General features: G+C 75.4%; 24 protein-coding genes. 10 read left to right on the top strand and 14 right to left on the bottom strand.

Annotated features, from left to right (window positions below):
* Positions 1-25: 25 nt before the first annotated feature.
* Positions 26-676, bottom strand: coding sequence for a hypothetical protein (locus tag JD79_RS13985; RefSeq protein ID WP_110006010.1), 651 nt, complete (start codon positions 674-676; stop codon positions 26-28).
* A gap of 175 nt (positions 677-851) precedes the next feature.
* Between JD79_RS13985 and JD79_RS13980 the strand changes: the two genes are divergently transcribed.
* The 3 genes from JD79_RS13980 to msrB all read left to right on the top strand — a co-directional run bounded on the left by JD79_RS13980 (position 852) and on the right by msrB (position 4,096).
* Positions 852-2,990 (top strand): sensor histidine kinase, encoded by a 2,139-nt coding sequence (locus tag JD79_RS13980; RefSeq protein WP_110006009.1) that lies wholly within the window; start codon positions 852-854, stop codon positions 2,988-2,990.
* The gene (locus JD79_RS13975; protein WP_245900095.1) at positions 2,983-3,636 is read left to right on the top strand and encodes a response regulator transcription factor; all 654 of its coding nucleotides are present in this window, start codon (positions 2,983-2,985) and stop codon (positions 3,634-3,636) included. The genes JD79_RS13980 and JD79_RS13975 overlap by 8 nt, the downstream gene beginning before the upstream one ends.
* 67 nt (positions 3,637-3,703) lie before the next feature.
* The gene (gene msrB, locus JD79_RS13970) at positions 3,704-4,096 is read left to right on the top strand and encodes a peptide-methionine (R)-S-oxide reductase MsrB (protein ID WP_245900094.1); all 393 of its coding nucleotides are present in this window, start codon (positions 3,704-3,706) and stop codon (positions 4,094-4,096) included.
* A gap of 62 nt (positions 4,097-4,158) precedes the next feature.
* On the opposite strand, the gene hemQ is transcribed toward msrB, so the two are convergent.
* The 4 genes from hemQ to hemE are packed head-to-tail and all read right to left on the bottom strand — an operon-like array spanning position 4,159 to position 7,790.
* Positions 4,159-4,875: a hydrogen peroxide-dependent heme synthase gene (gene hemQ / locus JD79_RS13965; RefSeq protein ID WP_110006007.1), complete on the bottom strand. Its 717-nt coding sequence runs from the start codon at positions 4,873-4,875 to the stop codon at positions 4,159-4,161.
* Positions 4,872-5,330 (bottom strand): hypothetical protein, encoded by a 459-nt coding sequence (locus JD79_RS13960; RefSeq protein WP_110006006.1) that lies wholly within the window; start codon positions 5,328-5,330, stop codon positions 4,872-4,874. Before JD79_RS13960 ends, hemQ begins: the two co-directional genes overlap by 4 nt.
* 22 nt (positions 5,331-5,352) lie before the next feature.
* Positions 5,353-6,738, bottom strand: a complete 1,386-nt coding sequence (gene hemG, locus JD79_RS13955; RefSeq protein ID WP_110006005.1) for a protoporphyrinogen oxidase — start codon at positions 6,736-6,738, stop codon at positions 5,353-5,355.
* Entirely contained in the window at positions 6,735-7,790 is a 1,056-nt protein-coding gene (gene hemE, locus JD79_RS13950) for a uroporphyrinogen decarboxylase (RefSeq protein ID WP_211307975.1), read from the bottom strand. Before hemE ends, hemG begins: the two co-directional genes overlap by 4 nt.
* 76 nt (positions 7,791-7,866) lie before the next feature.
* Here hemE and JD79_RS13945 point away from each other — a divergent pair, with 76 nt between their 5' ends.
* Positions 7,867-8,511: a DUF3000 domain-containing protein gene (locus JD79_RS13945; RefSeq protein WP_245900093.1), complete on the top strand. Its 645-nt coding sequence runs from the start codon at positions 7,867-7,869 to the stop codon at positions 8,509-8,511.
* Positions 8,465-9,871, top strand: coding sequence for a ribonuclease D (locus JD79_RS13940; RefSeq protein ID WP_245900092.1), 1,407 nt, complete (start codon positions 8,465-8,467; stop codon positions 9,869-9,871). The genes JD79_RS13945 and JD79_RS13940 overlap by 47 nt, the downstream gene beginning before the upstream one ends.
* A 76-nt stretch (positions 9,872-9,947) precedes the next feature.
* Here JD79_RS13940 and JD79_RS13935 read toward each other — a convergent pair whose 3' ends face one another.
* From JD79_RS13935 to JD79_RS13925, 3 genes are all read right to left on the bottom strand, one after another.
* Positions 9,948-11,234, bottom strand: coding sequence for a sugar ABC transporter permease (locus JD79_RS13935; protein WP_110006004.1), 1,287 nt, complete (start codon positions 11,232-11,234; stop codon positions 9,948-9,950).
* Positions 11,235-11,237: 3 nt separating this feature from the next.
* On the bottom strand, positions 11,238-12,044 hold the full coding sequence (locus tag JD79_RS13930) for an ATP-binding cassette domain-containing protein (RefSeq protein ID WP_211307973.1): 807 nt from the start codon (positions 12,042-12,044) through the stop codon (positions 11,238-11,240).
* Between the two features lie 83 nt (positions 12,045-12,127).
* Positions 12,128-13,240, bottom strand: coding sequence for a sugar ABC transporter substrate-binding protein (locus tag JD79_RS13925; RefSeq protein ID WP_110006003.1), 1,113 nt, complete (start codon positions 13,238-13,240; stop codon positions 12,128-12,130).
* Between the two features lie 241 nt (positions 13,241-13,481).
* On the opposite strand from JD79_RS13925, the gene JD79_RS13920 reads away from it, so the two are divergent.
* Both JD79_RS13920 and JD79_RS13915 read left to right on the top strand, forming a co-directional pair.
* The gene (locus tag JD79_RS13920) at positions 13,482-14,702 is read left to right on the top strand and encodes a thiolase family protein (protein WP_110006002.1); all 1,221 of its coding nucleotides are present in this window, start codon (positions 13,482-13,484) and stop codon (positions 14,700-14,702) included.
* The gene (locus JD79_RS13915) at positions 14,699-16,783 is read left to right on the top strand and encodes a 3-hydroxyacyl-CoA dehydrogenase NAD-binding domain-containing protein (RefSeq protein ID WP_110006001.1); all 2,085 of its coding nucleotides are present in this window, start codon (positions 14,699-14,701) and stop codon (positions 16,781-16,783) included. The genes JD79_RS13920 and JD79_RS13915 overlap by 4 nt, the downstream gene beginning before the upstream one ends.
* 192 nt (positions 16,784-16,975) lie before the next feature.
* Here the strand turns inward: JD79_RS13915 and JD79_RS13910 are convergent, their stop codons facing one another.
* Positions 16,976-17,263 carry a thiamine-binding protein gene (locus JD79_RS13910; protein WP_245900091.1) on the bottom strand — a complete coding sequence of 96 codons (288 nt, stop codon included), beginning with the start codon at positions 17,261-17,263 and terminating at the stop codon, positions 16,976-16,978.
* Entirely contained in the window at positions 17,260-19,179 is a 1,920-nt protein-coding gene (gene dxs, locus JD79_RS13905) for a 1-deoxy-D-xylulose-5-phosphate synthase (protein WP_110006000.1), read from the bottom strand. Before dxs ends, JD79_RS13910 begins: the two co-directional genes overlap by 4 nt.
* Before the next feature lie 216 nt (positions 19,180-19,395).
* Between dxs and JD79_RS13900 the strand changes: the two genes are divergently transcribed.
* Positions 19,396-20,583, top strand: coding sequence for an ROK family transcriptional regulator (locus JD79_RS13900; protein ID WP_170149201.1), 1,188 nt, complete (start codon positions 19,396-19,398; stop codon positions 20,581-20,583).
* A gap of 44 nt (positions 20,584-20,627) precedes the next feature.
* Here the strand turns inward: JD79_RS13900 and JD79_RS13895 are convergent, their stop codons facing one another.
* From JD79_RS13895 to JD79_RS13880, 4 genes are all read right to left on the bottom strand, one after another.
* Positions 20,628-21,005 (bottom strand): hypothetical protein, encoded by a 378-nt coding sequence (locus JD79_RS13895; protein ID WP_110007711.1) that lies wholly within the window; start codon positions 21,003-21,005, stop codon positions 20,628-20,630.
* Between the two features lie 76 nt (positions 21,006-21,081).
* On the bottom strand, positions 21,082-21,309 hold the full coding sequence (locus tag JD79_RS13890) for a DUF4177 domain-containing protein (RefSeq protein WP_110005998.1): 228 nt from the start codon (positions 21,307-21,309) through the stop codon (positions 21,082-21,084).
* 269 nt (positions 21,310-21,578) lie between these two features.
* Entirely contained in the window at positions 21,579-22,916 is a 1,338-nt protein-coding gene (locus tag JD79_RS13885) for a class I SAM-dependent RNA methyltransferase (protein ID WP_110005997.1), read from the bottom strand.
* Entirely contained in the window at positions 22,909-24,951 is a 2,043-nt protein-coding gene (locus JD79_RS13880; RefSeq protein WP_110005996.1) for an APC family permease, read from the bottom strand. Before JD79_RS13880 ends, JD79_RS13885 begins: the two co-directional genes overlap by 8 nt.
* A gap of 169 nt (positions 24,952-25,120) precedes the next feature.
* Here JD79_RS13880 and JD79_RS13875 point away from each other — a divergent pair, with 169 nt between their 5' ends.
* The gene (locus JD79_RS13875; protein WP_110005995.1) at positions 25,121-25,789 is read left to right on the top strand and encodes a potassium channel family protein; all 669 of its coding nucleotides are present in this window, start codon (positions 25,121-25,123) and stop codon (positions 25,787-25,789) included.
* Positions 25,789-26,457 (top strand): potassium channel family protein, encoded by a 669-nt coding sequence (locus tag JD79_RS13870; protein ID WP_110005994.1) that lies wholly within the window; start codon positions 25,789-25,791, stop codon positions 26,455-26,457. Before JD79_RS13875 ends, JD79_RS13870 begins: the two co-directional genes overlap by 1 nt.
* Positions 26,458-26,462: the final 5 nt, after the last annotated feature.

Here is a 26,462-nt window from a genome sequence, read left to right as displayed (position 1 = left end):
GCCGTCGGCGCGGGACCGGTGCCCGCTAGTCGCGCGCCCCGGTCAGGTGCGGCCGGGTGGCGAGGACGATCCCGAGGGCGACGTAGCCGACCAGCAGGTGGCCGGCGGCGGTGTAGGGGACGGCGGCCGGCGCGATCTGCGCGACCGGGATGTTGATCGGCGCCCAGCTCTCGGCGCCCAGCGGCCACCACCGGGCAGCCCCGGTCCAGCGGCCCGCGATCGCGATGCGGATGCCGATGAGGAACATGCCCACCATCGACAGGGGCCAGAAGGCGTCGAGGGCCAGGTACCAGGCCTCCTCCTCGTACTGCGGCAGGAACGCCGAGGTCCCCGTCGAGACGATCGCCAGACCGAGCAGCACGTGCTCCACGTGCAGGAGGGTCCGGGCGAGCCGGCCGGTCCCGATCGCCCCGGTGGTCAGCTGCACGGAGACCAGGGCGACGAGGCCGAACTGGAACAGCAGCGCGGTCAGCTCGTAGACGAGGTCCTGCCACCCGATGACGGGGTCGATGCCGAAGGCGAGGGTCGCCGCCGCCCAGGCGGCCGAGCCGGTGGCGACCGCGATGCCGGCGCGGCGGACCGAGCGGGTGGACGCGACGGGACGGGGTGCCGGACCGGCGGGCCGGAGCCCGGCGGCGTCGGTGCGGGCCGGCGCGGGGGTGGTGCTGAGGGACATCTCGTCTCCCTGGTCGTGGTGGCGGCGCCCTGTGCGCCGGTGGAGGAACCGTCTCGGGGACGCGTCCCGGGCAGCCAGGGCGCAGCGCCACGGATGCGGTCCCGGTCGCCGTCCCGGGCGACACGGGACACCGGCCTCGTGACGGCCGGGACGGAGGTCGGCGAGGATCGCCCGCGTGCAGACCCAGGCCCCGGTGACCGGGCCCACGACGGCGCCGGAGGCCGGTCCTCCCGCGCCGCGCGAGCGGGCCGCGGGTGCCGCACCCGCGCTGCGCGTGGCCGGGTGGCTGCTCGTCGCGGTCACCGTGGCCGCCGCGGTCGGGGCGGCCGTCCTCGACGGGGTGACGCCGGGCGCCGCCCGCGACGCCGCGCAGACGACGCCCGGCTGGACCGTCGCCCTGCCCGGTGCCGGGCTCGCCGTCCCCGCCGCCCTGCTCCTGCGCCGCGCCCCGCGCAACGCCGTCTCCTGGGTGGTCGGTGGCACCGGCCTGCTGTGGGCCCTCGACGGCCTCGCACAGTCGTGGCTGACCTTCGCCGTGCAGGACGACCCGCCGCTGGCGGGGGCCACGGCCGCGTTCTGGTTCGTGAACCGGTTCGGCGCCTGGCTGCTGCTCGAGCTGCCCCTCCTCCTCCTGCTGTACCCCCACGGGCGGCTGCCGTCCGGGCGCTGGCGGCCGGCCGGCGTGCTCAGCCTGGCGATGACCGCGCTCCTGCCGACGCTGCTGCTGGTCGTGCCGTCCCGGATCGCGGACGCGCGCGCCGGCACCGAGACCCCGGCCGTCTACCGCTCGCTCGACCTGGATCCCACCAGCCTGCCGCTGCCCGAGTCGATCGCGCTCCCACTCCTGCGGCTGGCGTTCCCCCTCGCGCTCCTGGGCGTGGTCGTCCCCGTCGCCGCCGTCGTCGTCCGGTACCGGCGGGCCGACGGCGAGGACCGGCGGCGGATGCGCTGGCTGCTCTGGGCGGCCGTCGTCGACCTCCTCGTCATGCTCACCGTCCTCTTCGTCCCCGGGGACGAGGCCTCGGTCGCGCTGTCCGTCGCGGTCACGCTCACCGGTGCCGCGGTCGCCGTCGGCGTCCTGCGGCCGCGCGCGGTGGACATCGACCGGCTCCTCGGCGGCACCCTCGTGTACGGCGGCCTCGCCGTCGGCGTGGTGCTGCTCGACCTGCTGGTGCTCGGCGCGGCCGGCGCCCTGCTCGGCGACGCCCTCGGCGGGCGCGACGCGACCCTGCTGACCCTGCTGCTGGTGGCCGGCGTGTACGTCCCGCTGCGCGCGCCGCTGTGGCGGCTGGTCCGCCGGTGGGTCCTCGGCGAGCGGGAGGACCCCTACCGCGTCGTCTCCGGCCTGGCCGAGCGGCTCGAGCGCTCCGACGGCGCCGAGGAGCAGCTCATGGCGGTCGCGGCCGGCATCGCCGAGGCGTTCCGCACCCCCTACGTGGGCGTCGAGGTGGACTCCGCCGACGGCGGCCGGCTGCTCGCCGAGCACGGCACCCGCCCCGGCGCCGTGCAGTCCCTGCCGATCGCCTACCGCGGCGAGGAGGTCGGCCGGCTGGTGCTCCCCCGCTCCGGCGTCCGCGCGCACCTGGTTCCCCGCGACGAGCGGTTGCTCGCCGACGTCGTCCGGCAGGCCGCGGCGGCCGCCCGCGCCGGGTCGCTGGCCGCCCAGCTGCAGGCCAGCCGCGAGCAGCTGGTCACCGCCCGCGAGGAGGAGCGCCGCCGACTGCGCCGCGACCTGCACGACGGGCTCGGCCCCTCGCTCGGCGCGGTGGTGCTGCGCATCGACACCGCGCGCAACCTGGCCGCGAGCCGCCCCGACGACGCCGACGCGCTGCTGCGCCAGGCGCGCGACGACGTCGCCGCCGCGCTGGCCGACGTGCGCCGGCTGGTGCACGACCTGCGCCCGCCCGCGCTCGACGACCTCGGGCTGGCCGGTGCGGTGCGCCAGCAGGCCGAGCGGCTGCTGGCGCCGGCGGTGCCGGTGACCGTCGAGGCCGAGGGGCTCGCCGACCTGCCCGCGGCCGTGGAGGTGGCGGCCTACCGGATCGCGTCGGAGGCGCTGGCCAACGCGGCGCGGCACGCGTCGGCCACGCGGGTGCGGGTGCGGCTGGCCCGCGACGCCGACGGCGCCCTGGAGGTGACGGTGGCCGACGACGGCGTGGGCATCCCGCCCGACCGCGCGGCAGGCGTCGGGCTGGTGTCGCTGCGCGAGCGGGCCGCCGAGCTCGGCGGGCGCTGCACGGTCAGCTGCCCGGCGGAGGGCGGGACGCAGGTGCGGGCGGTGCTGCCCGTCGAGGGAGGGGAACCGCGTGACTGAGGACGAGCCGCTGCGGATCGTCGTCGCCGACGACCACCCGGTGTACCGGGACGGGCTGGCGCTGCTGCTCGGCTCGGTGCCGGGCCTGGAGGTGGTCGGCACCGCGGCCGACGGCGCGGCGGCGGTCGAGGTGGTCCGCGACCAGCTGCCCGACGTCGTCGTCATGGACGTGCAGATGCCGGTGCTCGACGGCATCGAGGCGACCCGGCGGATCGCCGTCGAGACGCCGTCGGTGGGGGTGGTGGTGCTGACCATGAGCGAGGACGACGGCACCGTGTTCGCCGCCGTCCGGGCCGGTGCCCGGGGCTACCTGCTCAAGGGCGCCGACCAGGAGGAGGTGGTCCGGGCGATCACCACGGTCGCCTCGGGCGGGGCGGTGTTCGGTGCCGCGCTGGCCCGGCGGATCGCGGAGTTCTTCACCGCGGGTCCGGCCGGTCCGGAGACCGCCTTCCCGCAGCTGACCGCCCGCGAGCGCGAGGTGCTCGACCTGGTGGCGGCCGGGCGGTCCAACCCGCAGATCGCCGCGGCGCTGTACCTGTCGCCGAAGACGGTGCGCAACGTGGTGTCCAACGTGCTGACCAAGCTGCAGGTCACCGACCGTGCGCAGGCGATCGTGCGGGCGCGCGAGGCCGGTCTGGGCCGCTGACGCGGGGAATCCCGCCGTGGCGCCGCCCGTTGCCCCTGGCATGACGACGTCCGCTTCCCAGCCGAAGGTGACCAAGAGCGACGCGGAGTGGCGCGCCCAGCTGTCCCCGCAGGAGTACGCGGTGCTGCGCCAGGCCGGCACCGAGCGGCCGTGGACCGGTGAGTACGTCGACACGAAGACCGTCGGCGTCTACACCTGCCGGGCCTGCGGCGCCGAGCTGTTCCGCTCGGAGACCAAGTTCGACTCGCACTGCGGCTGGCCGTCCTTCTACGAGCCGTCCGCGCAGGACCACGTGGTGCTCCGCGAGGACCGCAGCCTCGGCATGCTGCGCGTCGAGGTCCTGTGCGGCACCTGCCACAGCCACCTCGGCCACGTCTTCGAGGACGCCCCGCAGACGCCGACCGGCGACCGCTACTGCATCAACTCGGTGAGCATCCGCCTGCAGCCCGCCGAGGGCTGAGCGTCGGCCCCGTCCCGGTCCCGCCCCGGACTCGCGAGGGGCGGGGAGGACGGGGCCCTCGCTCAGGCGAGGTCGCGGACCAGCTCGGCGACGGGCTTGCGGACGCCGGTGTAGAACGGCACCTCCTCGCGGACGTGCCGGCGGGCGCGGCTGGCCCGCAGGTCGCGCATGAGGTCGACGATGCGGTGCAGCTCGTCGGCCTCGAAGGCGAGCATCCACTCGTAGTCACCGAGGCCGAAGGAGGCCACCGTGTTGGCCCGCACGTCGGGGTAGGGCCGGGCCTGCATGCCGTGCTCCTTGAGCATGTCCCGCCGCTCCTCGTCGGGCAGCAGGTACCACTCGTAGGACCGCACGAACGGGTAGACGCAGACGTAGCGCCGCGGCTCCTCCTCCGCGAGGAACGCCGGGATGTGGCTGCGGTTGAACTCCGCCGGCCGGTGCAGCGCCATCTGCGACCACACCGGGTCCAGCGAGCGGCCGAGCTGGGTGCGGCGCAGCCGGGTGTAGGCCTCCTGCAGCGCCTCGGGCGTCTCGGCGTGCCACCAGACCATCACGTCGGCATCGGCGCGCAGCGCGGCGACGTCGTAGGTCCCGCGGACGACGACGCCCTTGCCGGCCAGCTCCTCGAACAGGCCCGCGACCTCGTCGGCGGCCGCGGTGCGCTGGTCGTCGGCCAGCGGCCGCGTGAGCCGGAACACCGACCACATCGTGTAGCGGATCAGGGAGTTGAGCTCGTTCGCCCGCTTGCCGACGCTCTTGGTCTCGGTCTGCTCGCTCATGCCCCCATTGTCCCGCGCCCCCGGCCGCGCCGTCCGGGCAGGCAGGCGAGCGTGGCCAGCGCGAGGACGACGGCGTCCTCGGCCAGTGCGGCCTGCCAGTCCGGCACCCGCTCCCCCGCCCGGGCCCGCCACCGCGCGCCGCCGAGCGTGCCCGCCGCGGCACCGGCCGCCCCGGCCAGGACGGGCAGCACGACCCCGGCGTGCCCCCGCCGGGCGAGCAGCGCGCCGCCGCCGGCACCGGAGGCCAGCCGGAACGCGGCGCTCGGCGGGACGGTGCGGGACGGGGTGCCCGGCAGCTTGTCGGCGACGACCTCCCCCGCGACGGCGGCGAGCGCGGCCAGGCGCACCGGCAGCCGCGCGGGAGCGGTGAGCGCGGGGGCGGCGAGGCCGAGGGAGCTGCGGCCCCCGGCGGCGGTCCCGAGCAGGGCGGCGCGCAGGAGGAGGGAGGCGGTCACGGCGCCAGCCTCCCAGGCGGTGTCAGGCCAGCGCCTCGACCGCGCGGCGCGCGCCGCGGATGCAGGCCGGCACGCCGACGCCGTCGTAGGCCGCCCCGGCCACCGCGAGCCCCGGCACGGCGCCGACGGCGTCGCGGATCGCGACCACCCGCTGCGGATGGCCGACGAGGTACTGCGGCAGCCCGCCGCCCCAGCGCACGAGGTGGGCCTCCAGCGGCTCGCGGCGCTCGAGGCCGAGCAGGTCGGCGACGTCGGCGACCACCGCGGCGGTCAGGTCGTCGTCGTCGCGCTGCAGTTGCGACTCGTCGCCGTAGCGCCCCACGGACGCGCGCACCCGCAGCAGGCCGTCGCCGGACAGGTGCGGCCACTTCGACGACGACACCGTCACGCCCTTGACCAGCCGCCCGGTCACCGGCGGGACCAGCAGGCCCGACCCGGCGTCGACCGGCTGGGACGGGAAGGCCGTCGCGACGACGGCCATCGAGGCGTACGGGATGCCCCGCAACGGCTCGACGGCGTCCGGGGCCACTCCCGCCAGCAGCCGCGCGGACTTGCCGGCCGGCGCGGTGACGACGACGGCGTCGGCCTCCAGCACCTCGGGGGCGGCGGTCGGCCCCACCGCGACCTCGAGCCGCCCGTGCGCCCAGCGGATCGCGTGCGCCGGCGTGCGCAGCCGCACCTCCGCGCCCGACGCCGCCACCAGCGCCTGCGGCAGCGAGCCGAGGCCGTCGGCGACGGTCACGAACACCGGCCCGTCGACGTCGCCGCGGCTGCGCGCCCCGGCGTCGCGGGCGGCCACGGCGGCGGCGAGCACCGAGTCGGCGCCGGCGAGGTGGGCGGCCAGCGCCGGCATGGTGGCGGCCAGCGAGAGGTCGTCCGGGCGGCCGGCGTAGACCCCGCCGAGCAGCGGCTCGACGAGCCGGTCGACCACCTCGTCCCCGAGGCGGGACCGCAGCAGCGCGCCCACGGAGACGTCACCGTCGAGGCGCAGCGGCGGCAGGTCGGCCTCGGCCCGCACCCGCGCGACACCGTCGGGGGTGAGCACGCCGGCCAGCCCGTCGGCCGACGTCGGCACCCCCTGCACCGTCCCGGGCGGCAGCGGGTGGCGGCCGTCGGGCAGCACGATCGCGGCCTGCGTGGTCCGCGGCGCCACCAGCCGGTCGCCCAGGCCGAGCGCCTCGACCAGCTCCACCGCCTCCGGCACGCGGGCCAGCACCGCCTCGGGGCCGGTGTCGTACCAGGTGCCGGCGAGCTCGACCCGGTCGATCTTGCCGCCGATCCGCCCGCCGGCCTCGACGACGACGACCTCGTCGCCGGGCCGCCGCCGGGACCACTCGAAGGCGGCCGTCAGCCCGGCGATCCCCGCGCCGACGACGACGACGCGGGTCGTGCGGGCGGGGGACGTCATCGCGCGGACAGCTCGTGCACCAGCTCCACCACGTGCGTGAGCACACCCGGGTCGGTCTCGGGCAGCACGCCGTGGCCCAGGTTGAACACGTGCCCGCGGGCGGCGCGGCCCTGCTCGACGACGCGGCGGACCTCGCGGTCGACGGTGGCCCGGTCGGCCAGCAGGACGGCGGGGTCGAGGTTGCCCTGCAGCGACCGCTGCGGCCCCACCCGCCGGGCCGCCTCGTCCAGCGGCACCCGCCAGTCGACGCCGACGACGTCGGCCCCGGCGTCGCCGATCAGCGCGAGCAACTCGCCGGTGCCGACGCCGAAGTGCACCCGCGGCACGTCCCGGTCCCCGAGCCCGTCGAAGACCGCCCGCGAGTGCGGCAGCACGCGGGTGCCGTAGTCGACGGCCGACAGCACGCCGGCCCAGGAGTCGAACAGCTGCACCGCCGAGGCGCCGGAGTCGATCTGGACGCGCAGGAAGGTGGCCGCCGAGACCGCCAGCCGGGTCAGCAGGCGGCTCCAGGCCTCCGGCTCGGCGTACATGAAGGCCTTGGTGCGGGCGTGCTCCTTGGAGGGGCCGCCCTCGATCAGGTAGGTGGCGAGGGTGAACGGCGCGCCGGCGAAGCCGATCAGCGGCGTCGGCCCGAGCTCGGCGACCAGCCGCCGCACCGCCGTCGCGAGGAAGTCCAGCCGGTCGGGCTCGAGGTCGGGCAGCGCGTCGACGTCGGCGACCGTGCGCACCGGGTTCGCCACGACCGGGCCCACACCCGGCTTGATCTCGATGTCGACCCCGGCGACCACCAGCGGCAGGACGATGTCGGAGAAGAGGATCGCGGCGTCCACGCCGTGCCGGCGGACCGGCTGCAGGGTGATCTCGGTGACCAGGTCGGGGTCCTGGCAGGCCTCGAGCATGGCGGTCCCGGCGCGCAGCGCGCGGTACTCCGGCAGCGACCGGCCGGCCTGCCGCATGAACCACACCGGCGTCCGCTGCACCGGCAGGCCCCGCGCGGCCCGCACGAGGTCCGAGTCGGCGGGGGACGGCGGAACGGCGGGTGCGGTGCTCACGACGGCCGATCCTCCCAGACCCCTGAGCAGCGGCGCGTCCGAGACAGACCGGGCCCGTGGCACCTACCCTGCGAGCGTGGAGCCACGCAGTCTGGCCGGACCCCGGGACGGGGCCGGTGCGCGCGCGGGCTCCGGCGGCCCCGGGGACGACCGGCCGGCCGACTTCGTCGCGGCCCTGGAGTCCCTCGCCGCGGTCCGGGCCCGCCCCGAGATCGTCCTCGAGGACATCCCCGCACCGCAACGCCTGGCGCCCTTCGCCCACGCGCTCGCCGCGCGGGTGTCCGAGGGCGAGGGCGACGACGAGGTCGAGCTCGCCGTGGCCCGGTTCATCGTCCTGCACGACCCCGCCGGCCACGAGGCCTGGGACGGCACCACCCGCTGCGTGGGGTACCTGTCGGCGAGCACCGACGAGCACATGGTCGACGACGCGATGTTCTCCGAGGTCGCGTGGAGCTGGCTGACCGACGCCCTCGGCGAGTGCGGCGCGGCCTGGCACGCGCTCGGCGGCACGGTCACCCGCACGGCCTCCACCCGCTTCGGCGACCTCGCCGGCCCCGAGCACTCCGTCGACGTCGAGCTCCGCGCGTCGTGGACCGCCGAGGACACCGCGCTCGGCCGCCACCTCGACGCCTGGCTCGAGGTCCTCGCCAACGCCGCCGGGCTGCCGCCGCCCGGTGTCGCCCTCCTCGGCCCGGCCGGCACGGCACCCGAGCCGTCCTGACTCCCTCCCCCTCGCCGGGCGCACGCGCCGCGGTCTCTACGATCGAGGGGACAGCCGTGCGGCGCACGCGCGGACGGGACGGGACGGGCGAGAAGGTGGACGGCAACTGAGCACCGAGCCCCTGCCCGCCGCTGCCCGGGACGACGACCGCGAGCCGGACGCTCCCGAAGCGATCCCCCTGCTGGCCCCGCGCGACGGACTGCCGCCGGTCGTCGAGACCCCCGAGGCGCTCGCCGCCTACGCCGACGCGCTGCGCGCCGGGACCGGTCCGGTCGCCGTCGACGCCGAGCGCGCCTCCGGTTACCGGTACGGCCAGCGCGCGTACCTCGTGCAGCTGCGCCGCGCCGGCGCCGGCACGGGGCTGGTCGACCCCATCCCGCTGGGCGACCTGTCCGTCGTCCAGGCCGCGATCGCCGACGCCGAGTGGGTGCTGCACGCGGCCAGCCAGGACCTGCCCTGCCTCGCCGAGATCGGCATGGTGCCCGCGCGGATCTTCGACACCGAGCTGGCCGCGCGCCTGGCCGGCCTGCCGCGGGTGGGCCTGGCCGCCGTCGTCGAGTCGCTGCTGGGCTACTCGCTGGTCAAGGGCCACTCGGCCGCCGACTGGAGCACCCGGCCGCTGCCGGAGGAGTGGCTGGTCTACGCCGCCCTCGACGTCGAGGTCCTCGTCGACCTGCGCGACGCGCTGGCCGCCCTGCTCGACGAGCAGGGCAAGACCGAGTGGGCACGGCAGGAGTTCGCCGCGGTGCTCGCCGCCGGCGCCCCGCCGCCTCGGCAGGACCCCTGGCGCCGGACCTCCGGCGTGCACGGGCTGCGCAACCGGCGCCAGCTCGGGATGCTCCGCTCGCTGTGGCAGGCGCGTGACGACCTCGCCCGCCGGCGCGACGTCGCCCCCGGCCGGGTGCTGCCCGACGCGGCGATGGTGGCCGCCGTCCAGGCCGATCCGCAGACCGAGGCGGCACTGCTGGAGCTGCCGGTGTTCCGCGGCCGGGCCAACCGGCGGCTGGTGGGCACCTGGTTCGGCGCGCTGACCCGCGGCCGGGCGCTGCCGGACTCCGAGCTGCCGCCGCACAGCCGCCCGGGCGACGGGCCGCCACCGGTCAACCGCTGGGCCGACCGCGACCCGGCCGCGGCCACCCGGCTCCAGGCCGCCCGCACGGGGCTGGCCCAGCTGTCGGCCGAGCACGACGTCCCGGTGGAGAACCTGCTCTCCCCCGACCTGGTGCGCCGGCTGATGTGGACCCCGCCCGAGCCGCGCGACGCCGGGACCGTCGCCGCGGCGCTGCGCGCCGGCGGCGCCCGCGAGTGGCAGGTCGAGCTGACCTGCGGGCTGCTCGCCGACGCGCTCACCCGCGCCTGAGCCCCCGCACGCACGAGGGGGCGGCCCCGGCCTGAGCCGGGACCGCCCCTCGGGGACCTCCTGCAGCGGGGGCCTCCTAGTGGCCCGTGGCCGCAGCCCGGCGACGGGCCAGCGCGTCGACGCTGGCCGCCAGCAGGAGCACCCCGCCGGTGATGATGAAGTTGAGGTACGCCTCCGTGCCGAGCAGGCCGAGCCCGTTGGCGATGATCGCCACGACCAGGCCGCCCAGGACGGCGTCGCGCACCCGGCCCCGGCCACCGAAGAGGCTGGTGCCACCGATGACCGCCGCACCGACCGCGTACAGCAGCGTGTTGCCGCCGCCGGACCCCGGCGCGACCGAGCCCAGGCGGGCCGCCGCGACGATGCCGCTGATCGCCGCCAGCGTCGAGCCGATGACGAACACGGCCACCCGGATCCGGGTGACGTTGATGCCGGCCCGCCGGGCCGCCTCGGCGTTGCCGCCCACCGCGTAGACGTGCCGGCCGAAGCTCGTGCGGCCGAGCACGAAGGTCAGCACCAGCAGCAGGAGGATCACGAGCGGGATGGCGTACGGGATCCCGGCGAGCACCACGCCGACGGCCGGGGCACGGTCGACGCTCAGCACCGCCGTGACCAGGACGACGACGGCGGCGATCACGCCGATCCGCACGAGCACCACGGCGAGCGGGGCGTGCGCGAGGCCCTTGGACCGCTGGACCCGGAACCGGTTGAGCTGCAGCGCCGCGTAGACGGCGATGACCACCAGGGCCAGGACCCAGCCGAGAGCGACCGGCACGTTCTTGTCGCTGATGGCCGAGATCACCGGGTCGCGCACCGGCACCGTGCCGCCCTCGCCGATGAGCCGCAGGGTGAAGCCCTGCCAGCCCAGGAAGAGCGCGAGTGTGACGACGAACGACGGGATGCCGATCACGCCGACGAGGCTGCCGGTGAACAGGCCGATGACCACGCCGGTGACGATGGCGGCCGCCACCGAGACGTACCACGGTGCGCCCGCATCGGCGAGCAGCTTGGCCATGACCGCGGCGCAGACGCCGCTGACGACACCCGCGGACAGGTCGATCTCACCCAGCAGCAGGATGAAGACCAGCCCCATCGCCAGGATGATGATCGGCGCCGCCTGGTCGGCCAGGTTGGCCATGTTCCGCGGGGTCAGGAACGTCTCGGGCCGCAGCGCGAAGAACAGCAGCCCGAGGGCGACGATGCCCAGGATGGCCGGCAGCGCCCCCAGGTCACCGCCCCGGACGCGGTCGACGTAGGCCCGGACGCTCGCGCCGAAGGAGTCGGCGCTGCGGTCGGCCTCGAAGCCCGACGGCGCGCCGCCCGGCTCCTGCGCGCTGGTGGGGGCGGACAGAGTGCTGGACATGGATCAGACCTCCACAGCCGCGGCCTCGGCGGGTGCGATGCCGAGGTTGCCCGACCGGCCCGCCGTGATGAGCTCGATGACCTGGGGACGGTCGACCTGCGAGATGGGGATGTCCGCCGCCATCCGGCCCAGGTACAGGGCCGCGACCCGGTCGGCCACCTCGAAGACGTCGACCATGTTGTGACTGATGAAGACCACCGCGTGGCCGGTGTCGGCCAGCCGCCGGACCAGGTCGAGCACCTGCCGGGTCTGTGCCACACCGAGGGCGGCGGTCGGCTCGTCGAGGATGACCAGCTTGGACTCCCACAGCACGGCCTTGGCGATGGCGACCGTCTGGCGCTGACCGCCGGAGAGGCTGGAGACGAGCTGGCGCACCGACTTCAGGGTCCGGACGGAGAGCTTGGCGAGGGTGTCCCGAGCGGCCTGCTCCATGGACGTCTCGTCCAGCACGAAGCCGGTCTTGCGCTCGCGCCCGAGGAACATGTTCTGGACGACGTCGAGGTTGTCGGCCAGGGCCAGGTCCTGGTAGACGACCTCGATGCCGAGCGCCGCGGAGTCGCGCGGGCCGCTGACCGTGACCGGCCGGCCCTCGAAGAGCACGTCGCCGGAGTCGATGGGGTGGATCCCGGCGATGGACTTGATGAGCGTGCTCTTGCCCGCGCCGTTGTCGCCGACCAGCGCGGTGACCTGGCCGGGGTAGACCTTCAGGTGGACGTCGTGCAGCACCTGTATGGCACCGAAGCTCTTGTTGACGCCACGGAGTTCCAGGGTGGGGGTGCCGTCCTGGGGACGGTCGGTGGGTGCGGACACACCGGGCCTCTCGGTCGAGCTGGCGGGGCTACGGCAGCAGCCGCCGGGGCGCCCATGATGGACGCCCCGGCGGCTGCTGTGAACTACGAGATGCCGAGTTCCTGGCACGCGGCGGCGAAGTCGCCGGTGCAGAGCTCCTCGGCGGTCACGAACTCGTCGTCGACGACGTCCTTGACGTTGTCGCGGAAGATCGAGACCGGCGTCAGCAGGACCGACGGGACCTCGCGGCCACCCTCGGGGTCCTCGACGGTGCCGGTGGTCTCGCCCTCCTCGCCGTTGAGCAGCGCGACGGCCAGCTCGGCGAGCGCGTTCGCCTCGTCGCGGACCGACTTGTAGACCGTCATGCACTGGTCGCCGTTGAGGATGTTCTGCAGGCCCTCGACGCTGGCGTCCTGACCGGTCACGTTGTTCGCGCCGGCGGCGTTGTTGCGCCCGAGGATCTGGATCACCGAGTTGGCCAGACCGTCGTTGGCCGCGAGCACGCCCTGGATGTTGCCGTTGTTCTGGGTGTACATCTGCTCGAAGATCGTCGCGGCCTCCTGGTTGTCCCACTCGGGGACGGCCTGCTCGGCGACCTGCGTGTACTGCGTCAGCGGGTCGAGGACCTCGTGGGCGCCCGACGAGAACAGCGTCGCGTTGTTGTCGTCCGGCGAGCCGTTGAGGAACGCGATGTTCCCCTGGGTGACGCCGTTGGCCTCGAGGCACTGCTGCAGGCCCGCGCCCTGGAGCCGGCCCACCTCGGTGTTGTCGAAGGAGACGTAGTACTCGGCCGAGCCACCCAGGGTGAGCCGGTCGTAGTCGATCGTCTGGACGCCCTCGTTGGCGGCCTGCTCCTGGATCTGCGCGCCCGAGGCCGAGTCGAGGTTGACGATCGCGAGGACGGTGGCGCCCTCGGTGATCATCTGCTCGGCGATGGTCGCCTGCCGCTGGGCGTCGCCCTCGGCGTTCTGGATGTCGTACTCGACACCGGCCTCCTCGAAGGCCGCCTCGAGGTAGGGGCGGTCGAAGTTCTCCCACCGCACCGAGGACTCGGTGTCGGGGAGGATGACGCCGACCTTGCCGGCGGACTCGCCGCCGCCGCCACCGCCGCCGCCACCACCGCTGCCGGTGTCGCTGCCGCTGTCGCTGCCACAGGCAGCAAGGCTGAAGACCAGGGCGGCCGCCAGGGCCGTCATCGTGGTGCGCCGTCGCGCCATGGATGGGTCCACCATTCCGTCGGGAATCTGCAGAAGTGCGGCGGCCAATATGCGCTCCCTGTCACATCGGTTGCAAGCCCGGGTCGGTGGCGTTGCCGGACCGTGACCCTTCGGGGGTGGACGGGACCGCCGGGGCCGCCCCGAGGGGTCGGGTCGCGCTTGGTCCAGCGGTTACCGGCGGGTAACTTCTCCTCCGCCGTCCCCGTGCCCGGGGACCGCTCCCCCTGCTGCGGAGGTACGAGTGACATCTGGAGAGCGGCGGCCTCGCTCGCTGCGCGAGGTCGTCTTCGTCGACGGCGTGCGAACTCCCTTCGGCAAGGCCGGCCCCAAGGGCGTGTACGCCGAGACGCGCGCCGACGACCTGGTCGTGCGGGTGATCCGCGAGCTGCTGCGCCGCAACCCGGCGCTGCCGGCCGAGCGGGTCGACGAGGTCGCCATCGCCGCGACCACCCAGGTCGGTGACCAGGGGCTGACCATCGGCCGCACGGCCGCGCTGCTGGCCGGGCTGCCGGAGTCGGTCCCCGGCTACGCGATCGACCGCATGTGCGCCGGCGCGATGACCGCCGTCACCACCACCGCCTCCGGCATCGCCTTCGGCGCCTACGACGTCGCCATCGCCGGCGGCGTCGAGCACATGGGCCGCCACCCGATGGGCGAGGGCGCCGACCCCAACCCCCGGTTCTTCAGCGAGCAGATCGTCGACGGCTCGGCGCTGGTCATGGGCTCCACGGCCGAGAACCTGCACGACCGCTTCCCGCACCTGACCCGGGAGCGCGCCGACGCGTTCGCCCTCGCCAGCCAGCAGAAGTACGCCGAGGCCGTCGCCAACGGGCAGATCGGCCCGGAGCTGGTCACCGTTGCCACCCGCAGCGCCGAGCACGGCTGGGGCCTGGCCACCGCCGACGAGCCGCCCCGGCCCGGCACCACCCTGGAGGGCCTGGCCACGCTCAGGACGCCGTTCCGCCCGCACGGGAGCGTGACGGCCGGCAACGCCGCGGGTCTCAACGACGGCGCCACCGGCTGCATCCTGGCCGCCGAGGAGACCGCCGAGGAGCTGGGCCTGACCGCCGGCATGCGGCTGGTGGGTTACGGCTTCGCCGGCGTCGGGCCCGAGGTCATGGGCGTGGGCCCGGTGCCCTCCACCGAGAGGGCGCTGGCCCGCACCGGCCTGTCGATCTCCGACATCGGCCTGTTCGAGCTCAACGAGGCCTTCGCCGTCCAGGTGCTGGCCTTCCTCGACCACTTCGGCATCGCCGACGACGACGAGCGGGTCAACCCCTGGGGCGGCGCCATCGCCGTCGGCCACCCGCTGGCCTCCTCCGGCGTCCGCCTCATGACCCAGCTGTCGCGGCAGTTCGCCGAGCGGCCCGACGTCCGCTACGGCCTGACCGCCATGTGCGTGGGCCTGGGCATGGGCGCCAGCGTGATCTGGGAGAACCCGAACTGGGAGGGCACGAAGTGAGCACCGCCGTGGAGAACGAGGTCGTCACCGCCGCCAAGGTGCGGTACGTGCGCCTCCCCGGCCTGGCCGGGGAGATCGCCCTGGTCACGCTGGACAACGGGCACGACCACACGCGCCCGTCCACCTTCGGCCCCGGCGGGCTGGCGTCACTGGACGCCGCGCTCGACGAGATCGCGGCGCACACGCCCGCCCCCGCGGCCGTCGCGGTCACCGGGAAGCCGTTCGTCTTCGCCGTGGGCGCCGACCTCTCCGGCGTCCCGTCGATCACCTCCGCCGAGCAGGCGCGGGAGATCGCCGAGACCGGCCACCGGGTGTTCCGGCGGCTCAAGGACGCGTCCGTGCCGACGTTCGCGTTCGTCAACGGCGCAGCCCTCGGCGGCGGCCTGGAGCTGGCGCTGCACTGCTCGTACCGCACGATCGCGAGCACCGCCGTCGTCGCCTTCCCCGAGGTCTTCCTCGGCCTGGTGCCCGGCTGGGGTGGCACGCAGCTGCTGCCGGACCTGGTCGGGATCGACACGGCGGTCACCGTGATCGTCGAGAACGCGCTGGCGCAGAACAAGGTCACCCCCGGCCCGAGGGCGGCGGAGCTGGGGATCGCCGACGCGCTGTTCGAGCCGGCCGACTTCCTCGAGCGGTCGCTGGAGTGGGCCGCCGCGGTCCTCAACGGCGACGTGACGGTGACCCGCGCCGAGGTCGACCGGTCCGGGTGGGACGCCGCGATCGAGCGGGCGCGCGGCATCGTGGCCGCCCGCACGCGCAACGCCTCCCCCGGCGCCCTGCGCGCCGTCGAGCTGCTCGACCTGGCGCGCAACGGCGCCGACGGCGAGGCGTTCACCGCCGGCACCGCCGCCGAGGACCGGGCGCTCGCCGAGCTGCTGATGAGCGACGAGCTGCGGGCCAGCCTCTACTCCTTCGACCTGGTCAACAAGCGCGCCAAGCGCCCGGCCGGCGCCCCGGACAGGTCGCTGGCCCGCAAGGTCACCAAGGTCGGCGTCGTCGGCGCCGGACTGATGGCCTCGCAGCTGGCGCTGCTGTTCGTGCGGCGGCTGGAGGTGCCGGTGGTCCTCACCGACGTCGACCAGGCGCGCGTGGACAAGGGCGTCGGCTACGTGCACGGGGAGCTGGAGAAGCTCGCCGCCCGTGGCCGGCTCTCGGCCGACCGGCTCAACCGGCTCAAGGGACTGGTCACCGGCGCGCTGGACAAGGCCGCCTTCGCCGACGCCGACCTCGTCATCGAGGCCGTCTTCGAGGAGATGTCGGTGAAGCAGCAGGTGTTCGCCGAGGTGGAGGCCGTCGTCTCCCCCGAGTGCGTGCTGGCCACCAACACCTCCGCGCTGTCGGTGACCGAGATGGCCTCCAAGCTCGAGCACCCCGAGCGGGTCGTCGGCCTGCACTCCTTCAACCCGGTGGCGGTCCTGCCGCTGCTGGAGGTCGTGCGCGCCGAGCAGACCGACGACGCCGCGCTGGCCACCGCCTTCGCCGTCGGCAGGGCGCTGAAGAAGTCCTGCGTGCTCGTGGCCGACGCCCCGGCGTTCGTCGTCAACCGGCTGCTCACCCGCTTCCTCGGCGAGGTCACCTCGGCCGTCGAGCAGGGCACGCCGGTGGCCGTCGCCGACCGGGCGCTGGACCCGCTGGGCCTGCCGATGTCGCCGTTCGAGCTGCTCACGCTGGTCGGCCCGCCGGTCGCCCTGCACGTGGCCGAGCGGATGCACGAGGCCTTCCCCGACCGGTTCGCCGTCGGTGAGGGGCTGAGGAGGATGGTCGAGCTGGGCAAGACCAGCGTCTACTCCGAGCCGGGCGTCGTCGACCCCGAGCTCGAGGGCATCGACGCCGGCGACTCCCCGCAGACCGAGGAGCAGGTGCGCGAGCGCGCGGTCCGGGCGCTCGCCGAGGAGATCCGGCTGATGCTCGACGAGGGCGTCGTCCAGGCCGTGCAGGACATCGACCTGTGCATGGTGCTGGGCGCCGGCTGGCCGTTCTGGCTGGGCGGCATCTCCGCCTACCTCGACCGCGCCGGGGTCTCCGAGGCGGTCACCGGCGAGCGGTTCCTGCCGCGGGGCGTGGCCTCGCTGCCCGCCTGATCCGGAGCACTCCCGCGGACGTGCCCGGTGCACGTCCGCGGGAGTGCGCAGGACGACGGCCCGGGTCCCCGCGGGGGGCCCGGGCCGTCCGCCGTCTCAGGAGCCGTCCTGGCTCGGCGTGGCGCGTCCTGGCTCACCGCCGACGCCGAGCCAGGACGCAGCACGACCAGGTCACCTGATCGTGCGAGCGCCTCAGCGGAACTTGTGCGTCAGGCTGTCCATCGTGCGGTCGACCGAGGCGACCTTCACGTGGGACAGGCCGCTGGCGGCACCTGCCGCGAGCATCGCCTCGTGCGCGGCCCGCAGGGTGGCCCACACGGCGTCGGCGTCACCCTCCAGCGTCGTCCCGAGCGCGCCGACCTCGTACCGCAGCCCGGAGTCCCCGATCACCCGGACGGCGGCCTCCACGTGCGCGTGCGGGTCGTCCGGCGTCCCCGCGGGCGAGGGCGCCACCTGGATCTCGGCGATCACCCAGCTCACTGCTGGGCGCCGTCCACCCGCTCGGCGTCCACCTGACGCTCGGCGCGCTCGGTGAGGACGGCGGTCCACTCGGCGATCCTCCGGGCGACGTCCTGCTCGGTCAGGCCGCAGTCGGCGAGCACCTGTCCGCGGCTGCCGTGCTCGAGGAACGCCTGCGGCAGGCCCAGGGCGCGCACCGGGACGTCGTGCTGCCCGTCCTGCAGCGCCTGCGAGAGGTGGCTCCCGACGCCACCGGCGCGCCCGCCGTCCTCGACCGTGACCACCAGCCGGTGCGCGGCGGCCGTCTCCACCAGCTCGTCGGCGACCGGCAGCACCCACCGCGGGTCGACGACGGTGACGTCGATGCCGTGGTCGGCGGCCCGCTCGGCGGCGGCCAGGCACGTCGGCACCATCGAGCCGACGGCGACCAGCAGGACCTCCTGACGCTCGCCGCGGCGCAGCACGTCGACCCGGCCGCGCCGCTCCAGCGCCGGGATGTCGAGCGGGGGCGGCCCCTTGGGGAAGCGGACGACGGTCGGCCCGTCGGTCACCGCGACCGCCTCGCGCAGCGCCTCGCGCAGGGTCGGCTCGTCGCGCGGCGCGGCGAGCTGCAGCCCCGGGACCACCGAGCAGATCGACATGTCCCACATGCCGTTGTGGGAGGCGCCGTCGCTGCCGGTGACCCCGGCCCGGTCGAGGACGACGGTGACCGGCTGGCGGTGCAGCGCGACGTCCATGAGCAGCTGGTCGAAGGCCCGGTTGAGGAACGTCGAGTAGACGGCGACCACCGGGTGCAGCCCGGCCATCGCCATGCCGGCGGCGCTGGTGAGCGCGTGCTGCTCGGCGATGCCGACGTCGTAGGTCCGCTCGGGGAAGCGCTCGGCGAAGGCGGCCAGCCCGGTGGGGTGCAGCATCGCCGCGGTGACCGCGACGACGTCGCTGCGCTCGGCGCCGATGCGCACCAGCTCGTCGGAGAAGGCCGTCGTCCAGTCGCGGGCGACGGCCGGCCCCACGCCGCTGTCGGGGTCGAAGACGCCGGTGGCGTGCCAGGCGTCGATCTGGTCGGTCTCGGCCGGCGCGTAGCCGAAGCCCTTGGTGGTGACGGCGTGCACGATGACCGGCCGGCCGAACGAGCGCGCCCGGCGCAGCGCCGACTCCATGACCTCGACGTCGTGCCCGTCGACGGGGCCGACGTACTTGAGGCCGAGGTCCTCGAACATGCCCTGCGGCGCCAGGACGTCCTTGACGCCCTTCTTCAGGCCGTGCAGCGCGTCGTAGAGCGCCGAGCCCACGACCGGCGCCTTGTGCAGGGCCTGACGGATGGCCAGCAGCGCCTGCTCGTAGCCCGGCCGCAGCCGCAGGCCGGCCAGCGCGTCGGCGACACCGCCGATCGTCGGGGAGTAGGAGCGCCCGTTGTCGTTGACGACGATGACCACGGGGCGGTCCTGCGCGGCGGCGATGTTGTTCAGCGCCTCCCAGGCCATGCCGCCGGTGAGCGCGCCGTCGCCGATCACGGCCACCACGGGCCGGCGCTCGCCGCGGACGGCGAAGGCCTTGGCCAGGCCGTCGGCGTAGGACAGCGACGTCGAGGCGTGGCTGTTCTCGACCCAGTCGTGCTCGCTCTCGGTGCGGCTCGGGTAGCCCGACAGCCCGCCCCGCTGGCGCAGCCGCTCGAAGCCCTCGACGCGGCCGGTGAGCATCTTGTGCACGTAGGCCTGGTGGCCGGTGTCGAAGACGATCGGCTCGCGCGGGGACTCGAACACCCGGTGCAGGGCGATGGTGAGCTCGACCGTGCCGAGGTTGGGGCCGAGGTGGCCACCGGTGCGGGCCACGCTGGTGACCAGCGCGTCCCGGATCTCCGCGGCCAGCGCGGGCAGCTGCTCGGGGGGCAGCGCCCTCAGGTCGGCGGGGTCGCGGAGCGAGCGCAGGAGCGACACGGCGCGGCGGTGTCCTCTCTGTCGGCGGCGGGGCACGGCCCGGGAGGCCGCCGGTCAACTGTAGTCGCGGAACGGCGGGACCTCCGTCCGAACCGACTGCACTCGCGGGGGGACGTTCCGTCACCTCTGGACGCTGTGCGGGGCGTTCACCGGGTCGGGGCTGTGCACTTCTGTCGGTGATTGACAGAACGCGGGCGGGCTCCCACGATGCCCGCCATGGACCCCCGCCAGCCGTGGCTGCCCGACCTCACGGGCCCCTCGCGACGGCTGGTCCAGGAGCTGCGGGTCAGCGGCCCCTCGACCCGCGCCCAGCTGGTCGAGCGCACCGGCCTGTCCCGCGCGACGGTCTCCGGGTACGTGTCCGACCTCGTCGACCGCGGCCTGGTCGCGCCGTCGGAGGAGACCGGCGCGGTGGAGACCGGGGGCCGCCCCGCGCGGCTGGTGCACCTCACCCGCCGCGCGGGCGTCGTCGTCGGCGTCGATATCGGGCGCACGCACGTCCGGGTCGCCGTCGCCGACCTCTCGCACGAGATCGTCGGCGAGGAGACCACCACGCTGCCGGTCGCCGACCTCGACTCCGACGCGGTCCTGGACACCGTGGCCTCCCAGGTGCGCGCCGAGCTGCGGCGCGTGGGGGCCTGCACCGAGGACGTCGTCGGCGCGGTCGTGGGCCTGCCCACCCCCGTCGTCGGCCGGGCCGCCAGCGCCCGCGGCACCGTCGCGCGGTCGAACATCCTCCCCACCTGGTCGGGGCGGACGCCGGCGCCCGCGCTGCAGGAGCGGCTCGGCGTCCCGGTCATCGTGGAGAACGACGCCAACCTCGGGGCCGTCGCGGAGGTCCGCTGGGGCGCCGGCCGCGGCTCGCGCGCCACCATCTACCTGAAGATGGCGACCGGCGTCGGCGGGGCGATCGTCCTGGACGGCGACCTGCTGCGCGGCGTCTCCGGCACCGCCGGCGAGATGGGGCACGTCAGCCTGGACCCGGCCGGCGCGCTGTGCCGCTGCGGCAACCGCGGCTGCCTGGAGCTGACCGCCGGCGGCGCCGCACTCCTGCAGGCCATCCGCACCGCCGCTCCGCACCTGGCCGACCTGCGCTCGCTGGTGGCCGGCGCGCTGGAGGGCGACCAGGCCTGCCGGCGGCTGATCGCCGACGCCGGCACGTCGGTGGGCCAGGTGCTCGGCGGCCTGGTCAACGTGCTCAACCCCGACCGCATCGTCGTCGGCGGCGAGCTCGGCACCGCCGGCGACCTGCTGGTCGACCCGCTCCGCCGGGCGCTCGGGCAGTCCGCCATCCCCGCCGCGGCCGAGCAGCTCACCGTCGTCCCCGGCTCGCTCGGCGCCCGCGCGGAGGTGCTCGGCGCCCTGGCGGTCGCGCTCCGGGAGGCCGACCGGCTGACCGGCTGAGGACCCCGGGGGCCCGTGGACGACGGCCGGGCCCCCGGGTGCCCCTACAGCCGGGGCACCCAGACCTCGCCGCGCAGGGCTCCGGCCACCACCTCGACGCCCCGCGCGGCCGCGGCCAGCCGCGCCCCCTCCCGCTCGTAGGCGGCGACGGCGGCCTCGATGGCGTCCGGCGGCAGGTGGTCGGCCAGGTCGACGCGCACCGTGCGCCACCCCGCGCGGGCCGCCTCGAGCCCGGCGGCGACGTGGTCGCCGGCGAGCCGGGCCAGCAGCACGGGATAGCGGCGCAGCACCGCGTGGGCGCGGTAGTCGGGCGGGACGAGGTCGAACAGCCAGGCGACCGCGGTGTGCTCCCAGTCGGGAGCGCCCACCGGCCGCACCTGCTCCGGCCAGCCCGGGGGGACGCTCGCAGCCACGGGGAGCATCCTGCCGCAGGTCGAACGCGTGTTCGACCCGGCGCGCGCCGGCGTCACCCGGTCGTGATCACCGGGGAGCGCGCGCCTAGGACATCTGGCGCTTGAGCCAGAACTGCTCGAAGCCCCAGGTGCCGGCACCGCTGGAGTGGTAGCTGACCAGCTCCCAGCCCTCGGCGCCGAGCCGGTTGAGCACCGAGCTGGTGTCCCCCTGCTGCCGTTCGAGCTTGCCGTTGGGGAGCTTGACGCTCACCCCCGCGCGCTGCGACTCCGCGTCGTTGGCCGTGATGACCGAGGCGTACTCCCAGGAGGTCACCGCCAGACCGTATCGGGGCGGTCCCGGTCCGGTCGCGGCCAGCCCGCGGCCCCGCCGGTCGCAGGGCGGGCCCGCATCGGGTGCCGGACGCCGCGCCCTGGTGCTCGGGGCGGTCGGTGGCCGTGGCCGCCCCCCTCCCTGACCGGCCTCGTGGCCGGTGGAGCCGCCGGCCTCGGGTCAGACGACGACGTCGGCGACGCCCACGCGCCGGTCGCGGGCGTCGCAGACGGCCGGCGCCGGCGCGGCCAGGTGGCCCGCCAGGACCCGCCTCACCGTCCCGCGTCGCCCGGCACCAGCAGGGCCACGCACTCGACGTGCGCGGTCATGGGGAAGGCGTCGAAGGCGCGCAGCGCGGCCAGGCGGTACCCGGCGGCGGCGAACGCGGCGACGTCGCGGCCCAGGGACGCCGGGTCGCAGGCGACGTAGACGACGGCACGCGCGCCGGTGCCGGCCAGCACCCGGCTGACCGCCGGGCCCGCGCCCGCCCGCGGCGGGTCGAGCACCACGACGTCGGGGCTGCCGCCGAGCTCCTCGAGCAGGCCGGTGAGCCCCTCGGCGTCCACCTCGCCCTGCCAGACCTCGGCCTGCGGCAGCCCGGCGAGGTTGGCCTCGGCCGCGGCGCACGCCTCGGCGTCGGCCTCCACGCACACCACCCGGCCGGACTCCCCCGCCGCCGGCGCCAGCGCGCCGCCGAACAGGCCGGCGCCGGCGTAGAGGTCGAGCACCGACTCCCCCGGTCGCACACCCGCCGCAGCGGTGACGGCGGCCACGAGCGCGTCGGCGGCCGACTCGTGCACCTGCCAGAAGCCGGTGCCCTCGACCTCCCAGTCGCGTCCGGCCGCCCGGCGCCCGGCCCGCCGCCGGGTCTCGCCCGGCACGTCCTCGCCGGCCCGCAGCACCCGGGTCGACGTCGGCACGCCGCGGCGGTCCAGGCGGGTGGTGGTCACCGTGCCGGCCGAGTCGACGGCGACGTCGACCGCGCCGGCGCCCGGCCAGCGCCGAGCCAGCACCGCCTGCGCCGCGGGCTCGACGGTGATCGGGCAGTCGTCGAGCAGGACGACGTCGTGCGAGCGGTGCCGCCGCAGCCCGGGCGCGCCGGTCCGGTCGACGGCGAAGCGCGCCCGCGACCGCCAGCGCAGCGGCCCGCCGGGCAGCGGCTCGACGTCGAGGCCGGCCAGCAGCGGGTCGCCGGCGTCCAGCCCGCCCAGCCGGGTGAGCTGCTCGCGGACCACGTCGGCCTTCAGGCGCCGCTGCCCCTCCCAGGACACGTGCTGCCAGTCGCAGCCCCCGCAGCGCCCCGGCCCGCTGTACGGGCAGGGCCGCTCGATCCGGTCGGGCGAGGCCTCGAGCACCTCGACGGCGTCGGCGCGGCAGTAGCCGGGCTGGCGGTCCTCGGTGACCCGGACGACGACCCGCTCGCCGGGCAGGGTGTGGCGGACGAAGACGACGCGCCCCTCGTGCCGGGCGACGCAGTGACCGCCGTGGGCGACCGGGCCGACCGTCACCTCGAACTCCCGGCCGGTCCACCCGAGGCCCTTCCCCGGCCGCCCTCCAGGACCCCGCGCCGAGCGTGCGGGGCGTGGGGGGGAGGGTGGTCCTTCAGCCATACGGGGTGGCCTCGACCTGGTCGTCGGTGAGGCCGCGGCGCAGGTCGCCGGGCATGGGGCCGTCCCGGCGGTCGTCCTCGCCCCGGCCGACCGAGCTCTCCAGCTGCCACGGCACCGTGGTGATCATGACGCCGGGCTGGAACTGCAGCCGGGCGCGCAGCCGCAGCGCGCTCTGGTTGTGCAGCACGTTCTCCCACCAGTGCCCGACGACGTACTGCGGCACGAAGACGATGACCAGCTCGCGGGGGCTCTGCCGGCGGATCGCCTTGACGTAGTCGACGACCGGCCGGGTGATCTCCCGGTACGGCGACTCCAGCACGGTGAGCGGCACGGGGATGTCGTAGCGCTCCCAGTCGGCCTGCAGCCCGCGGGTGTCGTTCTCGTCGACGTTGACCGTGAGCGCGGTGAGGACGTCGGGACGCGTGGCCCGGGCGAAGGCGAGCGCGCGCAGCGTCGGCTTGTGCACCTTCGACACCAGCACGATGGCGTGCACCCTGCTCGGCAGCAGCCGGGCGTCCTGGTCGGGCACGAGCTGCTCGGCCACGTGCGAGTAGTGCCTGTTGATGGCCTTCATGAGCAGGAACAGGACCGGCATCACCAGGATGACCAGGTAGGCGCCGCGGGTGAACTTGGTGATCACGATGACCACCAGCACCGCCGTGGTGAGGCTGCCGCCGATGGTGTTGATGACCTGCGAGCGGCGCATCGCCCGCTTGGCGGCCGCGTCGTCGGAGAGCCGGATCTCGCGGTTCCAGTGCCGGACCATGCCCCACTGGCCGATCGAGAAGCTGGTGAAGACGCCGACGATGTACATCTGGATCAGCCGGTTGGGATCGGCCTGGAAGGCGAGGATCAGCAGCGCCGCGAAGCCGGCCAGCAGCAGGATGCCGTTGCTGTAGACGAGCTTGTCACCGCGGGTGTGCAGCTGGCGGGGCAGGAAGCGGTCCTGCGCGAGCACCGAGCCCAGCAGCGGGAAGCCGTTGAAGGCGGTGTTGGCCGCGAGCACGAGCACCAGCGCGGTGGCCGCCTGGATGTAGAAGAACCCGACCGAGGTGTCCCCGCCGAAGGTGGCCGCGGCCAGCTGCGCGATGACCGTGCGCTGCGGGTCGGTCTCGCAGTTGCCGGGGAACCCGATCAGGTCGCAGGTGTTCTCCGCGTAGCGGACGTCGCCGAGGAGGGCCAGCGCGGTGACCCCGGCGAACATCGTGGCGGCGATGCCGCCCATGAGCGCCAGCGTCGTCGCGGCGTTGCGCGACTTGGGCGGCCGGAAGGCCGGGACGCCGTTGGCGATCGCCTCGACGCCGGTGAGCGCGGTGCAGCCGGACGCGAAGGCGCGCAGCGCGAAGAACACCAGCGCGACGCCGCCCAGGTCGTCGTACCCCGCCTCGGGCGTGACGGACCAGCCGGCGCTCTCGGCGACCACCGGGGAGTCGGTGAGGAAGTCGCGGACCAGCCCGGTGACGATCATGACCATGATCCCGGCGACGAACAGGTAGGTCGGGACGGCGAAGGTCTTGCCCGACTCCCGGACGCCGCGCAGGTTGGTCGCCGCCAGCAGCGCGACCAGGCCGATGGCGATGAGCACACGGTGCTCGTTGAGCGTGGGGAACGCCGAGATGATGTTGTCGGTGCCGGCCGAGACCGAGACGGCGACGGTGAGCACGTAGTCGACCAGCAGGGCGCTGGCGACGGTGAGCCCGGCGAACTGCCCGTGGTTCTTCATCGCGACCTCGTAGTCACCGCCCCCCGAGGGGTAGGCGTGCACGACCTGCCGGTAGGAGAGGACGACGGTCGCCAGCAGCAGGACGACGACGACGGCGAGCCACGGCGCGAGGAAGAGGAAGGCGGTGCCGGCCAGCGTCAGGACGATCAGGATCTCCTGCGTGGCGTAGGCCACCGAGGAGAGCGGGTCGCTGGCGAAGATCGGCAGGGCCAGGGACTTCGGGAGCAGGGACTCCCCCACGCGGTCGCTGCGGACCGGGCGGCCCAGCACGAGCCGTTTGGGGAGTTGTCCGAGGTCGGACAGCTTGGGCACGGCGGCGATGGTACGGACGCGGGGGCACCCGGTGCCGCCTGCCGCGGCCCGCCCGCTCGGAGGGGTCGTGTGATCCGGGACGCGTCCCCGGATCCCCGGCCTCCGGGTGTAGCTTCGCGCCCTGGACCGCGGGCGGACGGCGCCCGTGCGAGGCATCCGGGAGCGACACGTGCACGTGGTCGTCATGGGCTGCGGCCGCGTCGGCTCGGCCATCGCGCGGCGGCTGGAGCAGATCGGTCACAGCGTCGCGGTGATCGACCAGGACCCCGAGGCCTTCCGCCGGCTGGGCCCCGACTTCGGCGGCCGGCAGGTGACCGGCCTGGGTTTCGACCGGCAGACCCTGCTCGACGCCGGCATCGACTCCGCCGGGGCCTTCGCCGCCGTCAGCAGCGGCGACAACTCCAACATCATCAGCGCCCGCGTCGCCCGGGAGACCTTCGGCGTCCAGCACGTCGTCGCCCGGATCTACGACTCCAAGCGCGCCGAGGTGTTCGAGCGCATGGGCATCCCCAGCGTGGCCACCGTCCCGTGGACGGTGAACCGGCTGCTGCGCGAGCTGCTGTCGGTCAAGGTCAGCGAGATCTGGCGGGAGCCCACCGGCCGGGTGCTGCTGATGCGCGTGACCGTCACCGACGGGTGGGTGGGCCGCAAGCTCGCCGAGCTCGAGGCCGCCTCCGGCGCGCGGGCCGCGTGGCTGGTCCGCTTCGGCGAGGCGCTCCTGCCCACCTCCGCCACCGTGCTGCAGGACGGCGACCAGCTCGTCGTCGCGGCGACCGACGAGATCTCCGACCGGGTCCACCACGCGGTCGAGCAGCAGCCCGAGGGAGGCAGGGCCTGATGCGCGTCGCCATCGTGGGCGCCGGAGCGGTCGGCCGCTCCATCGCCGGGGAGCTGCTCAGCAACGGGCACACCGTGATGCTCATCGAGAAGGACGGCCGCAAGGTGCGCACCCGCTCGGTGCCGGGCGCGGAGTGGGTGCAGGCCGACGCGTGCGAGGTCTCCTCGCTCGAGGAGGCCCAGCTGGCCACCTGCGACGTCGTCGTGGCGGCCACCGGCGACGACAAGGCCAACCTGGTGGTCTCGCTGCTGGCCAAGACCGAGTTCGCCGTCGCCCGCGTCGTCGCCCGGGTCAAGGACCCGCGCAACGAGTGGCTCTACACCGAGGCGTGGGGCGTCGACGTCGCCGTCTCCACGCCACGGGTCCTCGCCGCGCTGGTCGAGGAGGCGGTGACCGTCGGCGACGTCGTCCGGCTGATGAGCTTCCGCAAGGGTGCGGCCAACCTGGTCGAGATCACCCTCGCCGAGGACACCCCGTGGGCCGGCCGGCCGCTGCGCGAGGTGCCGCTGCCGCGGGAGACCGTCCTGACGGCGCTGCTGCGCGGCGACCGGGTCATCACGCCGACCCCCGACGAGCCGCTCGAGATCGGCGACGAGCTGCTGTTCGTCACGCACGCCGACGTCGAGGAGCAGCTGCAGCAGGTCCTCTCCCCCGTGTCCCTGCGCTGACCGGC

It is taken from the genome of Geodermatophilus normandii, assembly GCF_003182485.1.
Classification (GTDB): Bacteria; Actinomycetota; Actinomycetes; order Mycobacteriales; family Geodermatophilaceae; genus Geodermatophilus; species Geodermatophilus normandii.
This window is presented reverse-complemented; position numbering and strand designations above follow the sequence as displayed.

Excerpts from the sequence above, each read along its gene's own strand:
- hemG (WP_110006005.1), bottom strand. The coding sequence starts at position 6,738 with ATGACGTCCCCCGCCCGCACGACCCGCGTCGTCGTCGTCGGCGCGGGG.
- JD79_RS13885 (WP_110005997.1), bottom strand. The coding sequence starts at position 22,916 with ATGGCTGAAGGACCACCCTCCCCCCCACGCCCCGCACGCTCGGCGCGG.
- JD79_RS13935 (WP_110006004.1), bottom strand. The coding sequence starts at position 11,234 with ATGTCCAGCACTCTGTCCGCCCCCACCAGCGCGCAGGAGCCGGGCGGC.
- JD79_RS13870 (WP_110005994.1), top strand. The coding sequence starts at position 25,789 with ATGCGCGTCGCCATCGTGGGCGCCGGAGCGGTCGGCCGCTCCATCGCC.
- JD79_RS13925 (WP_110006003.1), bottom strand. The coding sequence starts at position 13,240 with ATGGCGCGACGGCGCACCACGATGACGGCCCTGGCGGCCGCCCTGGTC.
- hemQ (WP_110006007.1), bottom strand. The coding sequence starts at position 4,875 with ATGAGCGAGCAGACCGAGACCAAGAGCGTCGGCAAGCGGGCGAACGAG.
- JD79_RS13985 (WP_110006010.1), bottom strand. The coding sequence starts at position 676 with ATGTCCCTCAGCACCACCCCCGCGCCGGCCCGCACCGACGCCGCCGGG.
- JD79_RS13900 (WP_170149201.1), top strand. The coding sequence starts at position 19,396 with ATGGACCCCCGCCAGCCGTGGCTGCCCGACCTCACGGGCCCCTCGCGA.
- JD79_RS13895 (WP_110007711.1), bottom strand. The coding sequence starts at position 21,005 with ATGCTCCCCGTGGCTGCGAGCGTCCCCCCGGGCTGGCCGGAGCAGGTG.